Origin of the sequence: Pseudarthrobacter albicanus, from assembly GCF_018224015.1 — a bacterium.
Classification (GTDB): Bacteria; Actinomycetota; Actinomycetes; order Actinomycetales; family Micrococcaceae; genus Arthrobacter; species Arthrobacter albicanus.
In genome coordinates this window covers 103,888-117,504 of the sequence record NZ_JAGPOT010000004.1, presented here as the reverse complement: position 1 = coordinate 117,504, position 13,617 = coordinate 103,888, and the positions used below count along the sequence as shown (strand labels likewise).

At 69.5% G+C, this 13,617-nt stretch carries 9 protein-coding genes; 2 read left to right on the top strand and 7 right to left on the bottom strand.

The window, feature by feature from the left end:
• Positions 1–152 precede the first annotated feature (152 nt).
• Entirely contained in the window at positions 153–1,223 is a 1,071-nt protein-coding gene (locus tag J9611_RS01660) for an alkene reductase (RefSeq protein ID WP_211877098.1), read from the top strand.
• 173 nt (positions 1,224–1,396) lie between these two features.
• Here J9611_RS01660 and J9611_RS01655 read toward each other — a convergent pair whose 3' ends face one another.
• Positions 1,397–5,056 carry a TM0106 family RecB-like putative nuclease gene (locus J9611_RS01655; RefSeq protein WP_211877096.1) on the bottom strand — a complete coding sequence of 1,220 codons (3,660 nt, stop codon included), beginning with the start codon at positions 5,054–5,056 and terminating at the stop codon, positions 1,397–1,399.
• Between the two features lie 170 nt (positions 5,057–5,226).
• Here J9611_RS01655 and J9611_RS01650 point away from each other — a divergent pair, with 170 nt between their 5' ends.
• Positions 5,227–7,752 (top strand): Tex family protein, encoded by a 2,526-nt coding sequence (locus J9611_RS01650; protein WP_211877095.1) that lies wholly within the window; start codon positions 5,227–5,229, stop codon positions 7,750–7,752.
• 67 nt (positions 7,753–7,819) lie between these two features.
• On the opposite strand, the gene J9611_RS01645 is transcribed toward J9611_RS01650, so the two are convergent.
• The 6 genes from J9611_RS01645 to J9611_RS01620 all read right to left on the bottom strand — a co-directional run bounded on the left by J9611_RS01645 (position 7,820) and on the right by J9611_RS01620 (position 13,518).
• Entirely contained in the window at positions 7,820–8,218 is a 399-nt protein-coding gene (locus J9611_RS01645) for a VOC family protein (RefSeq protein WP_211877092.1), read from the bottom strand.
• 167 nt (positions 8,219–8,385) lie between these two features.
• On the bottom strand, positions 8,386–10,125 hold the full coding sequence (locus J9611_RS01640) for an HNH endonuclease signature motif containing protein (RefSeq protein ID WP_211877090.1): 1,740 nt from the start codon (positions 10,123–10,125) through the stop codon (positions 8,386–8,388).
• An 80-nt stretch (positions 10,126–10,205) separates the two neighbouring features.
• Complete coding sequence (locus tag J9611_RS01635; protein WP_211877089.1) at positions 10,206–10,970, bottom strand: YqjF family protein; 765 nt, start codon at positions 10,968–10,970, stop codon at positions 10,206–10,208.
• A gap of 41 nt (positions 10,971–11,011) precedes the next feature.
• On the bottom strand, positions 11,012–11,401 hold the full coding sequence (locus J9611_RS01630; protein ID WP_211877088.1) for a DUF1622 domain-containing protein: 390 nt from the start codon (positions 11,399–11,401) through the stop codon (positions 11,012–11,014).
• A 69-nt stretch (positions 11,402–11,470) separates the two neighbouring features.
• The gene (locus J9611_RS01625; protein ID WP_211877086.1) at positions 11,471–12,436 is read right to left on the bottom strand and encodes an NAD-dependent epimerase/dehydratase family protein; all 966 of its coding nucleotides are present in this window, start codon (positions 12,434–12,436) and stop codon (positions 11,471–11,473) included.
• A gap of 44 nt (positions 12,437–12,480) precedes the next feature.
• Positions 12,481–13,518: a nuclease-related domain-containing protein gene (locus J9611_RS01620; RefSeq protein ID WP_211877084.1), complete on the bottom strand. Its 1,038-nt coding sequence runs from the start codon at positions 13,516–13,518 to the stop codon at positions 12,481–12,483.
• Positions 13,519–13,617 lie beyond the last annotated feature (99 nt).

Here is a 13,617-nt window from a genome sequence, read left to right as displayed (position 1 = left end):
GCGGCCAATGCCACCACCAAGGATCCGTGCCCACGGGCGTCGACTCGGCGGGGAAGCATAAGCCTGACTGTGATCCGAGTCTCAGATGGAATAGTTGCAGGCGCCGCGCAGTTGTTGCCAGAGAACCCAATCCCTGGTGAAAGGAACTTCGCATGCTGTTTTCCCCAATGACTCTCGGCGAGCTGGAACTGCCCAACCGACTCGTGATGGCGCCGCTTACCCGAGTCCGCTCCGGCAAGGAAGGGATACCGGGACCGCTGGTTGTCGAGCACTACCGCCAGCGGGCCTCGCTCGGCTTGATTGTCAGTGAAGGCACCTACCCCAGCCATGCAGGCCAGGGTTTCCCGGGCCAGCCGGGCCTGGTGACCGACCAGCAGCTCAAGGGCTGGGCCAACGTCACCTCCGCCGTCCACGCCGAGGGCGGCCGCATTTTCGCCCAGGTCATGCACGCCGGACGCGTCACCCATGAGGCGACCAACGGTGGCTACGAAGTGGTCGCGCCGAGCGCTATCGCGATCGATGGCGAGACCCGAACCAATGAGGGAAAGAAGCCTTTCCCCGTTCCGCACGCCCTGACCACCGAGGAACTGCCGGGCATCGTCCAGGAGTTCGTCACGGCGTCCCGCAACGCGATCGGTGCAGGGTTCGACGGCGTCGAGCTGCACTCCGCCAACGGCTACCTGCTGCACGAATTCCTTGCTCCGTCCGCCAACCAGCGCGACGACATATACGGTGGCTCGGCGGAGAACCGTGCACGCTTCGTCATTGAAGTGACCCGGGCCGTAGTGGATGCGATTGGAGCAGACCGCGTCGGCATTCGCATCTCGCCGGAACACAATGTCCAGGGCACAACGGAATTGGACGCCGCAGACGTTCACGTGACCTACGGCCATCTGGTGGATGCCCTGGCGCCCCTGAAGCTCGCCTACCTGAGCGTCCTGCACAAGGAACCCGCCAGCGAGCTGGTGCAGGATCTGCGCACCCGCTTCGGCGGAACGTTCCTGCTGAACACCGGTTTCGGTATCATCACCACCCGCGAGGAAGCCACGGCGCTCGTCGACGACGGCCACGCTGACGCCGTCGTCGTCGGACGCCCAGCCATTGCCAACCCGGACCTGGTCCGCCGCTGGCGCGAAGGGCTGCCGGTCAACGAGCCGGATCAGTCCACGTTCTACAGCGATGGCGCCAAGGGCTACACCGACTACCCGGCGTACCAGAACTAGGACCGGCCCGCAGGCCACGCACGGCTGCACATGTCCAGCCGCAGCCACGAACAGTGGGCAGAATGCCATTCTGCCCACTGTCCGCGTTTAAGAATGGGCATGTCCCGCGGCCGGTCAATCAAAGAATGGGCATGTCCCCGTGAGGTGGCACAGGATGAGGTGGCCCAGAAACCTCAGGAAGCCACGGACCGCTCGCACAGGCCGATGAAGCCGCCGAGCTGCTCCAGGCCTTCCGGATGCGTGGGCAGGTAGTTGGTCAACTCGGGCGCGCGGACCACCACCGCCCGCCCCTGCCCGCGGGACACCGCCACATTGATCCGGTTGCGCGAGAGCAGGAACTCCATGCCCCGCGGAGCCTCGGATACCGCCGAACAGGCCATAGACACGATCACCACGGCCGCTTCCTGGCCCTGGAACTTGTCCACCGTCCCCACCCGGACGCCGGGCAGGCCGGCACCGTCCAGAACCTCGCGGATCAGGTTGACCTGGGCATTGTAGGCCGCCACCACCAGGATGTCGGCGGCCTCCAGCGGGCGGCTGCCGTCGGCGTCGTGCCACTGGAGCCCCAGATGCCGCCGCACCTGCCGGAGTACTTCGGCTGCCTCCTCCGGGGACGAGGTGATGTTGCCGCTGTGCCCGACCAGAACGGTTTCGATTCCGGCCGGGACGCCGTCCAGGCGTCGGAGATCCGCGGCCGGGGCGGAGTGCAGCCGGCCCTCATAGGAAAACCCGGACACGGCACGGCACAAGGCCGAGGTCATCCGCCACGAGTCCGGCAGGAAGTACCCGAACTCCGGCGGAAGCGTGGCGTGACCGGCGGAAATCCAGCCCAGCGCCGACTCATCGACAGGCTCGGGATGGGTGCCCTGGCTGACCTGCGGCAACTGCTGGGGATCCCCGAGCAGCAGCAGGCGGCTGCTGGCCTGCGCCACGGCCAGGGTGTTGGCCAGGGAGAACTGGCCGGCCTCGTCGATCACCAGCAGGTCCAGCGAGCCGGCGGGCACCGTGGCGCCGGTCATGGTCCAGGCGGTGCCGCCCACCAGGGCGCCGCCCGGCGAGCCGAGCAGGCGCGCGACATCCCTCGCCGAACGACGGTCCCAGGGAAGGGCTTCCTGGTGCTTCACCTCCTTCGCGACACGGGCCGGATCGACGCCGGCCTTGCCGATGGCGGTCTTCAGCAGGTTTTCCACCACGGCATGGGACTGCCCGACGACGCCGATCTTCCACCCGCGGGCCACCAGCCGGGCGATGACGTGCGAGCCCACGTACGTCTTGCCCGTTCCCGGCGGACCCTGGACGGCCAGGTAGGAGTGGTCCAGGGCTGACACGGCCTCGGTGATGGCATCAACGAAACGGTCCGGTCCGTCGCCGGGGGCCGGCAAGGGCAGCCCGGCCGAAAGCCGCGGCGGAACGCGCCGCAGCAGGTCCACGGCGGGGTGGCGCGGAAACGCACTGCCGCCGGCGCGCAAGCCTGCGGCGACGTCGTCGGCCAGGACGGCCAGCGCTTCCTCGAGGTTCCTGGTCTGGAGGGGCTGGTCTTCGGTCAGCGCGACCGGCAGCTGGGCGTAGGGCTCCGTGTTGCGGCGCAGCTTGTCCCGGATGATGACGGTGTCCTTCCCGTCGTCGTGCCCGAGTTCCAGGATCTCGGTCCCGAACCAGCCGTTGCGGCCGGCGCCGCCGATGCCTGTGCCCTGGAGCCCGGCCGGAAGGGGCGGCTCGTACATGCGGAACCAGGTGCTGCCCTCCCGGAGGTCCGAGCCGGGGGTCACCGTGCCGGTCAGCCTGACCCGGCGTTCCGGAAGCTTGGCGCCGTCCTTCCACCAGTCCTCGAGGACCTCGGCATCCTCGACCAAAAAGACGTTCCGGTCCCGCTGGTGCGTGTCCGGGCCGTTTTCGCAGCGGTCAAAGTGGGCCCACCAGAAGGCCTTGCGCTCGCGGCGGTGGTAGCTCACGGCCGCCGCCAGCATTGCGACCGCCTTCCGGTCCTCCTCGGACAGGCCGACGCCGGGTCCGGCCAAGTCCGCCAGCTCCAGTTCCGCAAGGCTCACGGCGGCATCCGCTTCGCCGCCGTCGTCCACCCCGGAAGCCGTGTCCTCTTCCACCCCGGAAGCCGTGTCCTCGTCCGCGCCGGGAGCTGCGCCCTGGCCCCGGTCGGCGGCGGCCGCGAGGGCTCCAGGCTTGATCCCGCGCTCGCGGGCCAGGCCGAGCAGCCAGTTCCGGAGCCCCAGCGTCGAGAGGCAATCGTATTCGTTGTAGTCCGAGATGCCGGCGAGGATTTCCGCGGCCTCCGCATCCCGGCCGGCGTCGCGCGCCTCGCAGAACTGGGCATAGGCAACCACGGAAGCGCCGGCGTCCTTCACGTCCCCGGAGCGCAGCTTCGTCCCCATATAGAGGGGTTCGAGTTTCTTGAGGCTGTAAGAATTCCCCGAGATGAGGATGCTGTTCCGGACGGTCTGGTAGAGATCCACCAGGAGACCGTCGCGCAGCCACTGGTCCACGGTGTCCTCGCCGGCAACGTGCATGACGGAGAGCTTCCGGAGGGCAGTTTTCTCGTAGGCAGCGTAGTGGTAGACGTGCATGTCCGGATACCTGGCCCGGCGCTTCCCGACATAGTCCAGGAAATCCAGGAAGGCCTGTTTCTCCGCCTCCCTGCTGTGGGCCCAGAACGGTTTGAACACGCCGTGCCCGGTGGGCCCGGTGGGCGCCTCGATCACGCCGAACAGGTACTCAAGCCCCCAGACCCCGGTGGCGCTGTCCTGCCACAAGGGGTCGCCCTCGAAGTCGAAGAAGATGTCGCCGTCGCTGGGCGGTGGCAGCTCCGCCAGCGTGTTTTCCGGGATTACGCGGTAGCGGATGCTGTGTTCTTCGCCCTCCGTCCGATGCCGCGCGCCGCCATCGGAGCCGCCGAGCCCGCTCTGCATTCTGGCCTGCTCCTGCAGCCGCCGGAGCGACGCGTTCGCGCGGGGCAGGCCGGCTTCGGCCAGGTCCCGGACGGTGAAGACGCCCTCTTCCCGGAGTTTCTTCCGCTGCGCCGAGTTCATCCGGGCCACCAGCAGCAGATCGTCCGTGGCCCGGACCCGCTCCTGGCAGTAGCCGCAGCGGCCGCAGGCGGTGATGCCGGGAGCGCCCCAGACCACAGTCCCGGGCTGACCCCGGTGCGCCGCGACCAGTGCCAGGAACCGTTCGCGCCGCTCGCGGAAGACGGGCAGGATCTCGAAAAGTTTGTGGTTGCTGCGGACGTAGTCGAAGCCGCCTTCGGCCAGAGGCACCGTGGCGCCGAGGACCAGGGTCACCGCCGGATCCGGCCGGATCCCGGCCTTCAGCAGCTGGTCCCCGTAGGCCGCGAGCTGGAGGAGGGCGGTCACCTTCGCATGGCGCGCCAGTTTGGTGTCGAACACGGCGTAGCTGCCGTCCGGGCGCCGCACCAGGAAATCGGACCGTCCGTGGAACTGGCCGTCAAAGAAGGCGGCCTGGAACACGACGTCGGCGCCCGAGCGGAGAGCCCCCATCGATTCGTGATGCTTAGCCCGGAGGATGGCGCGGTCCATGGTTACGGCGGGAACGACGTCGTACACGCCGCGGCCGGTGGCGGGATCCCACACCCCGAAATCCTCGAGGAAGGTGGCCAGGACCTTGTGTTCGTGGACGTCGCCCAGCGCGGCGGTGCGTTCGAGCATGTCGTCGACGCCGAACTCAGGGGCCGGGGAGCGGCCCAGCTTCTCGTCGAGCTTCCGCAGCAGCTGGTATTCGCAGCTGGCCGCCACCACGAGATCGCTCGCCGAAAAGACCAGATCCTGTTCAGCTCCCGGAACTTCCGGTTCAAGAAAAAACACTGTGCCCCCGGTCCTTGTGGTTGCGCTGTGGTTGCGTTGTGGTTGCCGTTGATCTCTTCCCGCCAAGCTATCAAAGCCCCCTGACAAATTGAGCCGCGCCCCGAACGGAGGGCCCGCCGGCCCATGGCCATGCGCCGCTGCCCGGCGCATGTGGTGGCAAAATGGGCTAGGTGAGCCAACTTCCGCAGCGCCCTTCCCCCTCCGCCCAGACCCCGCCAAGCCAGGAGTCCGGCATCGCCGCCCAGATCGCCGACGAGCTCGGCGTCAAGGCCTGGCAGGTTAAGGCGGCCGTTGACCTGCTCGACGCCGGTTCCACCGTGCCCTTCGTCGCCCGGTACCGCAAGGAAGCCACCGGCACGCTCGATGACACGCAGCTCCGCGAGCTGGAGGAACGGCTGCGCTACCTGCGCGAACTTGAGGACCGCCGTCGTACCATCCTGGAAGCGATTGCCGCGCAAGGTGCGCTGACCCCGGAGCTGCAGGCCGCCGTCGTCGGCGCGGACACCAAGTCGCGGCTGGAGGACATCTACCTGCCGTTCAAGACCAAGCGGCGGACCAAGGCGCAGATCGCGCGCGAGGCCGGCCTGGAGCCCCTCGCCGAGGCGCTGCTGAAGCGGCCGGACCTGGATCCGGAGCGCGAAGCCGTCAAGTACCTGAACACCGGGCATGCCATTGGCGACACCGCCGCGGCGCTCGCCGGCGCGCGGGCGATCCTGGTGGAACGGGTCGCCCAGGATGCCGATCTGGCCGAATCGCTGCGGGAACGGCTGTGGACGCAGGGGCGGATGGTGTCCCGCGTAAAGAAGGGCAAGGACGCCGAGGGGCAGAAGTTCAAGGACTATTTCGAGTTCTCCCAGGCGCCGTCCGGGATGCCCTCGCACCGGGTCCTGGCGCTGCTGCGCGGTGAGAAGGACGGAGTGCTGGAGCTGGACCTCGCCGAGGCCGAGCCGTCCGACGACGCCGCCCTGGCCGCCGCCCGCGGCCGCTACGAATCCGCCGTGGCCAGGTTCCTCGGGGTCGCCGACCGCGGCCGGCCCGCCGACGCCTGGTTGCTGCAGACCGCCCAGCTCGCGTGGCGCTCGCGGGTGCTGGCCCGGCTGACGGGCGATCTGCGCAGCCGGATGTTCGCCGCCGCCGAGGACGAGGCCGTCCGCGTGTTCGCCGCGAACCTCCGGGACGTGCTGCTGGCCGCGCCCGCCGGTAACCGTGCCACCCTCGGCCTGGACCCGGGTCTGCGCACGGGGGTGAAGGTCGCGGTCGTGGACGGCACCGGCAAGGTCGTGGCCACGGACACGGTCTATCCCCACGCGCCGGCACGGAAATGGGATGAGGCGCTGCGGACGCTTGTGGGGCTGGCGCGGAAGCACGCCGTCGAACTCGTCGCCATTGGCAACGGCACCGCCTCGCGGGAGACGGACAAGCTCGCCGCCGAGCTGATCAAGCAGCTCGGCGCGGACGCTGACAGCAAGCCGCAGAAGCTCGTGGTCTCCGAGGCGGGCGCCTCGGTGTATTCGGCGTCCGCCCTGGCCGCGGCGGAGCTGCCTGGCATGGACGTGTCCTTGCGCGGGGCGGTGTCCATCGCGCGGCGGCTGCAGGACCCGCTCGCGGAGCTGGTGAAGATCGAGCCGAAGTCGATCGGCGTCGGGCAGTACCAGCACGACGTCACCGCCGCGAAGCTGGACCGGAGCCTCGACGCCGTGGTGGAAGACTGCGTCAACGCGGTGGGCGTGGACGTCAATACCGCCTCGCCGGCCCTGCTGAGCCGGGTGGCCGGCGTCGGGCCGCTGCTGAGCGAGAACATCGTGGCGTACCGGAACGAGCACGGCCCGTTCGCCAAGCGCGCCGAGCTGAAGAAGGTGCCGCGGCTCGGCGCCAAGGCGTTCGAACAGTGCGCGGGCTTCCTGCGCATCACCGGGGGACCGGAGCCGCTGGATGCGTCCAGTGTGCACCCCGAGGCCTATCCGGTGGCGCGGAAGATCATGAAGGCAGGCGGAGGCGCAGGCGGAAGCTACGCGGCGCTGAACGCGCAGGACTTTGTCGACGGCTCCTTCGGCCTGCCGACGGTGCGGGACATCATCGCGGAGCTGGAGAAGCCCGGCAGGGACCCGCGGCCGGCGTTTGCCGCGGCAACGTTCGCGGAGGGGATCGAGAAGATCGCCGACCTCACGCCCGGGATGGTGCTGGAAGGAACGGTGACCAATGTGGCGGCGTTCGGCGCGTTCGTCGACATCGGCGTGCACCAGGACGGGCTGGTGCACGTCTCGGCGCTGGCCAACCGCTTCGTCTCCGATCCCCGCGAGGTGGTGAAGTCAGGGCAGGTGGTCCGGGTCAAGGTCCTGGAGGCGGATCCGGAGCGGAAACGCATCTCCCTGACCTTGAGGCTCGACGACGAACCGGCAGCTTCCGGCGGACGTGGCGGTTCCCGGCCCGAGCGCGCGCGGCAGGCGCCGTCGAAGCAAACGCCTTCGACGCAGGGTCCAGGGCCGCAGGGGCCAGCGCCGGCCCGGGAGGCATCGGCTGGTCAGGCCCGTGGCGGGCAGGCAGGCGCTGGTCAGCCATCCACGGCGCAGACACGCGGTGGTCAGGCGGCCTCACGGAAGGCTCCTTCACGGCAAGCTTCCGCCGGGCAGCCGCAGCTGTCGCCGGCCAACACTGCGATGGCCGAAGCGCTCCGGAAGGCGGGGCTCGGAAAGTGAAGGCCGAACTGAGCGGCGCCCACGGGAGCGACGCGGGGCGGTAGGCGGCCAACGGTGATGCGAACCGTCAGGTCATGATCTCGTTGAGCGCGATCACGTTGCCTTCGGTGTCTTTCAGGAACGCTGACTTGACCAGCCCGAAATCCATCACATCGCCGACGGGTTTTCCTTCCACGCCGGCAAAACTGGACGGGGCGAGGGGCTGGAAATTGACGCCCCGGACCTTGAGGGCCTCGACGAGGTCCTCGATGCCCGTAACCATGAAGCTGACCACCGGATATGGGGGCGGAATCCGGTCGGGCATTTCGCTCAGGACGATGCTCGAGCCGGAGGCCGCGCCGAATGCCATGGGGTCCTCTGTGGGGCCCGACAAAAGGTCGAGGCCGAGGACGTCACGGTAAAAGATCCGTGCGCGGTTTCCGTCCTGCGCGGGCAGAATGGGGTTGACGTAGAAGCGGTTGAGCATGCTGTGCCTCCCTTGGTTCGGGGTGGGGCGGAAGTTCACGGTGGATCGGCAGCTACATCAATCGTTGCAGCAACCGTGGCGATGCGGAGGCGTATTTTGGTACAGCTTTCTCCGGCCTGGTGCAGCGTTCTCCGGCCAGCGCCGGTGGCGCGGGCGAGGGCGGGCTTTCATGACCTGAAGTAGTGGTTTCGTCGTGGCTCCTGGCGCGGGTCGAGGTGGGGCGGGGGGATGAACCAGGGGATGCCGGTGCGGAGCTGGATGGTCCATTGTTCCTTGTGGACCAGGTGGTGGTGATGGGAGCAGAGGATCGTGCCGTTGTCGGTGCTGGTGGACCCGCCGCGGGACCAGTAGCTGATGTGGTGGGCTTCGCACCAGGGCGCGGGGATGGTGCAGCCGGGGAAGGCGCAGCCCTGGTCCCGGGCGGTGAGGGCCTTGCGGATGTGGGGCGGGAAGATCCGTGAGGTCCGGCCGATGTCCAGGATCCTGCCCTCGGTCCCGAGCAGGACCGGGATGATGTCCGCGTCGCAGGCGATCTTCCGCACGGTGGCGGCGGTGACGGGGCCGGTGAACAGCAGTGTCCCGGTGTTCAGCGTCCCGGTGTTCCCTGTTCCGGTGTTCGGGGTTCCGGTGTGCGACGCCGTCCGGGCCAAGGTGCCGGTGTCCCCGAGCCTTTCGAGGAGGGCACGGTAGTCGATGGTGACCATGACCTGGGGGCGGAGTCCTCCCGCGGCGGGCAGTCCGCCCGTAGCCAGCGCGGCCTTGCAGGCGCCGACGAGGCCGTCGAGGAGTTTCTGCGGGCGGGAGCGGAGGTCCAGCCCCGCCGCGCCGGGGTCAGTGTCGTCTTCGCCGCCGGCACGCGGGATCGCGGCAGCGGCCGCCCGGGCAGCGGCGGTGGAAGCGGCGGTGGAAGCGGCGGGGGCGGCCCCGGGTTCCTGGCCGTCGCTGGAAGCGCTGGCTGGCCCCGTGGGCCGGGTGCGGGGGTTGGTGGCGGTGTTCATGACGGTGAGGAGCTGTTCGAACTGGTCGGCGGTGGCGAAGATTTCCAGGTGGTGCAGGCCGTGGCGGGTGCGGCGGATGAAGGCGCCCTGGAGCTGGCGGAGCAGTTCTTCGGAGGGTTCGGCGCCGTCCTGGTCCAGGGCGTCCGCCCAGCGCCGGGCGATCCGGACCAGGAAGTCCGGGTCGTTTTCGGCGGCGGTGCGCGTCAGGGCGTGCTCCATCGCCGCCGCGGCCGCGGCGTCGCAGCTGTGCCGGACGCCGTCCAGGGCCAGGGCGATGATGGTCGCGGACCGGGACGGGACCTCCCCGGCGGCGACGGCCTCGCCGAGTTCCGCCCGGAGGGCAGGCATCGGCTGCCGGCCGGCGAGTACCGGGCGCGGCAGGACGCTGCCGGCAAGGGAGAGCCGGCGGCGGGCCTCCGCGGCGCTGATCCGCAGCCGCGCCCGCAGGAACTCGGTCGTGTTCCGGAAGCCGTCATCCACCGGCACGGCCACCGCCCCGGATCCGCTGGCCACGGAGGCCGCCACGGAAGCGTCAGCCCCGGCGGCACAGCCCGGGCTGCCGCTGGAGCTGTCGACGGGGCTGTCCCGCCACCCGGTGGCCCACGACGTGGTGCCCGTGAAAGCCGTGGCGGCCGGCAGTTTCCTGGTCCGGTCCACTGCCCCGGCCGCGACGAGCTGGAGATACTCCACGGTCCGCGAGAGTTCCTCCACCTCGCCGGCGAAGTCCGAGGCAGCCTGGCATCCCCAGGACCCGGCGTCCTGCACGGCCGTCGAGGCCAGCGTCCGGAGCAAGCCCAGGGCACGGACCAGGGCAGGCTCCGTCCGGAGCAAGCCCAGGGCACGGCCCAGGGCAGACCCTGCGTCCTGCCCCGCCTCCGCGAAGGAGACGAACTCCCTGGTGTCTTCCATGAGTCAAATCTACTTGCGACCTACGACAGGATTAGCAGCCCCTGGCGCCGCCCGCATCCCCAGTGTCAGGGCTTCCGCCGTCAGGGATGCCCCAGTACTCGAGGACGGCCGAACTGCGTGCGGACTCCGGGCGAGAACAGCACGGACTCGGGCGGCCCCAGAACGGTAATCCCCGCCGCGCCTACCAGCTCATCATCGAGCAGGATCAGCCGGGCACGGTACAGCGGCCAGGGGCCATGCGTATTGGGAATGTACAGCGTGCGGCCGCGGAAGCGGGTGTGCAGACCGAACCGGGCGGTGAGGTGGACGGACAACGGATCCGTGGCTCCGCCGTCGGGCCCCGGGGACACAGCGAAATCACTCCTTGCACCGCCCCGGAACCGGCGCACCGAATACCCGATGGACCGGTCCGACGGGTCCGCCGGGACCGGAAAGCCAGGCGGCCGGACGCTCGTCCGGGACCACACATACGGGATCCCGGCGGCCCGCGCGGCCAGTACCGCCGCCAGCCTGGACGCATCCAGGCTGAGGAAGACAACGCCGCGCGTGCCGTCCGGCCCCCGGGAATAGAGGCGGACATTGATCTCGTTGAAATCGCCGAAATACGGGACGGGCGGGCCGTTGCCCAGTCCGGCGGCCCGCAGCCGGAACCCGATGAGGCCCACCCAGGCGGATCCGTCGAAAAGGTCCGGGACCACGCCTGGGGGCAGCAGGGGCGCCGCGACGGCCTCGGGAATACGCCAGTGCAGGAAGACGGCGTCGAGCCACCGCTGGTGCATGATGACGGGCCGGGGAAGCTCCGGCGGCTCCGGCCAGGGACCTGGGGCATGCGGCGGTTCAGCCATGGGCCGAGCCTAGCTTCGGAGACAGCCAGGCGGAAAGGAGTTCAGCCGCCGGAGGCGGGCGCGGTGGAACCTGCCGGTTGCTTCTGCCACGGCCAGCGACCGGTGATTTCCAGTTCCAGCGAGAAGCTCAGGAACGTCCGGATGAGCACAATGATGGCCAGCACGCCCACGCTTTCGAAGGTGGGCGTGACGGCGACGGTCCGGATGATGTCGGCCGCCACCAGCAGCTCCAGTCCCAGCAGGATGGAGCGGCCCAGCAGTTGCCGGTAGGAGCGGTAGACGGACAGCGGCTCGGACCCTGCGGGCCGGCCCTGGGGCTGGAATCCGCGCAGGGCCATCGGGATGGAGACGAGGGCGCCGACCACCATGACGGCCACCCCGGCGAAGTCCATAAACCGGCCGACGGTCTCAATAATGTGCTGAAAATCCATGGTTCCCCTCGAGAAAAGGCGGGTCGGCGCTGATATCCGAAGCAGCTGGCATGCGGAGCAGGGGCGCCTCTAAGGGTGCCGCACGCCGGCGCCGGCGAGGATGGCCCGGTAGCCTTCGCGGAAGCTCGGATAGGCGAACTCGAAGCCGGTGCCGCGCAATAGCGCGTTGCTGCAGCGCTTATTGCCGCCCCGCGACGGCTCGCCACCCGCGGAGCCGCGCGCGGAGCTTCCCGCGGAGCCGCGCGCCGTCGAGTCACCGGATCCGGAGGCCGACGGCGGCCGGGGGAGTCCCAGCTCGGCGGCCAGGAAGCGCAGCACCTCGCCGAGCTCTGCCGGTTCGTTGTCCACGCCCAGGTACACCGGTCCGGGCGTATCGGACATGCTGCACAGCCGGACGATCGCCGCCGCGGCGTCGTCCCGGTGGATGCGGTTGGTGAAGCGCGACCCGGCAGGCACCACGGCGGTCCCGCCGCGCACCTGGTCGATCAGCCGGGTCCGGCCCGGCCCGTAGATTCCGCCCAGCCGCAGCACCACGGGCGTGATTCCGGTGCCGCGCAGCCGGCTGTGGAGCAGTTCCTCCGCTTCGCGGAGGATGCGGCCCGAGAAACCGCCGGGCGCCGCCGTCGTGCTTTCATCAACCCAGCCGCCGCCGGCGTCCCCGTAGACCGCGGTCGACGAGACAAACAGGACCCGGACGGGAATACCACCCTCGACGCCGTTGGCGCCGTCGCCCGGTCCACGGTCGCTGCCCCGTGAAGCCAGGACGGCGTCCAGCACGTTCGCCACGCCGTCGACGTACGCTGCGCGGTAGGCCTCCTCGGTAGGGGCATCGGCCGCCACGGCGACGACGACGGCGGTGGTGTCCGCCGGGAGGGGCGGCAGGCCGCCGGAGCTCAGGTCAGCCGCGACGCCGTCGATGGCAGCCGGAAGTTTCTCCGGCGAACGCCGCCAGCCCACTACCCGGTGGCCGGCGGCTGCGAAGCGCAGCCCTGCCTCGGTGCCCAGATCGCCGCAACCGGCCAGAAGTACAGTCATGCTGGCCAGTCTGCCAGCTTCGCCGGTGCGCCGGCACCAGGCGGCTAACGAGCGGGCAGTGTCTGGGACACGGTCGGAGATGGGCGGGGCGTTGACGGGGCTGCAGGCCGATAAGCGGACGCGAAGTTCGTCAGCATTGATGCACCGACGATCAGGAGGGTCAACTGCAGCAGCAGTTCCAGCCAACTTGGCCCCCTGGATTTCCCCCGACGTTTGCGCCGTGGCGAACCCATACTGGGTCCGAGTCGACGTTGGCGCAGTGGCCAACCCGTACTGAGTCCGAGCCGGGGTTTGCGCAGCCGCGTATCCTTGCTGGGTCCCGGCTGGGGCTGGTCCAGCGGCGTATCCTTGCTGGGTCCCGGCTGGGGCTGGCCCAGCGGCGTATCCTGGCTGGCTCCCGCCTGGGCCCGGTTCCGCCACTGCTGCAAGGAGGCTGCCGGAGCATCTGCGCTCGCGAACTGCGCTGTGGCGAGCTGCGCTGTGGTGAGGAGCCGAGGACTCGACGGCCCCGCAAGCTGTTCGGTCAGGTAGGCATGGATGACTTGGACCTCGGCTGCGTCCAGAACGGGCGGCAGGCCGGCCACCGCCGGGCAGAGCCTGTCCAATCCCAGTATTCTGACGGCGCTCCCGGCGCTCTCATCGACGTCCGGCTGCGCCACCAGGCAGATCCAGCCGCGGACAAAGAGACGGTGGTGCGGCTCCAGGAGCGCCGCCACGGCAGCGCCTTGTTCTGCGGCCGCGAGTACTTCCCTATCTCTCCGGTAGCCGTTCTGGCGCAGCCTTCCGCCGCCAGTCTGTACGTTGCCGCTCCAGTTCTTGGCATCGACGACGACGATTCCGCCGGGTCCGATCAGGATGTGGTCAAGGTTTGCCTTGGGCCTGCCCGGCCAATGGACGTCGTGGAGAGCCGACCAGCCGCTGGCGGCCAACTCACCCGTTTTCGCCGCAACCATCGCCTCGCCGGTCGCGCCCACAGACCAGGACTGTACGTTCCGTTCGGCTTGTTCCAGCTCGCGTCGGAGACGGGCCACGCGTTCCGTGGCGCGCCTTGACTGCTCGGCAGCCCCATCTCCAGCAGCCATGTCGTCCCCCAATATCGATGGCGTGCACGGCTGCCCCGGGTGGATGCAAACGTGTGGCTGCCACCTTATTCCAGACGATGGTGATTTTCCCAATCAAAC

Excerpts from the sequence above, each read along its gene's own strand:
- J9611_RS01660 (WP_211877098.1), top strand. The coding sequence starts at position 153 with ATGCTGTTTTCCCCAATGACTCTCGGCGAGCTGGAACTGCCCAACCGA.
- J9611_RS01645 (WP_211877092.1), bottom strand. The coding sequence starts at position 8,218 with ATGCTCAACCGCTTCTACGTCAACCCCATTCTGCCCGCGCAGGACGGA.
- J9611_RS01640 (WP_211877090.1), bottom strand. The coding sequence starts at position 10,125 with ATGGAAGACACCAGGGAGTTCGTCTCCTTCGCGGAGGCGGGGCAGGAC.
- J9611_RS01635 (WP_211877089.1), bottom strand. The coding sequence starts at position 10,970 with ATGGCTGAACCGCCGCATGCCCCAGGTCCCTGGCCGGAGCCGCCGGAG.
- J9611_RS01630 (WP_211877088.1), bottom strand. The coding sequence starts at position 11,401 with ATGGATTTTCAGCACATTATTGAGACCGTCGGCCGGTTTATGGACTTC.
- J9611_RS01625 (WP_211877086.1), bottom strand. The coding sequence starts at position 12,436 with ATGACTGTACTTCTGGCCGGTTGCGGCGATCTGGGCACCGAGGCAGGG.
- J9611_RS01620 (WP_211877084.1), bottom strand. The coding sequence starts at position 13,518 with ATGGCTGCTGGAGATGGGGCTGCCGAGCAGTCAAGGCGCGCCACGGAA.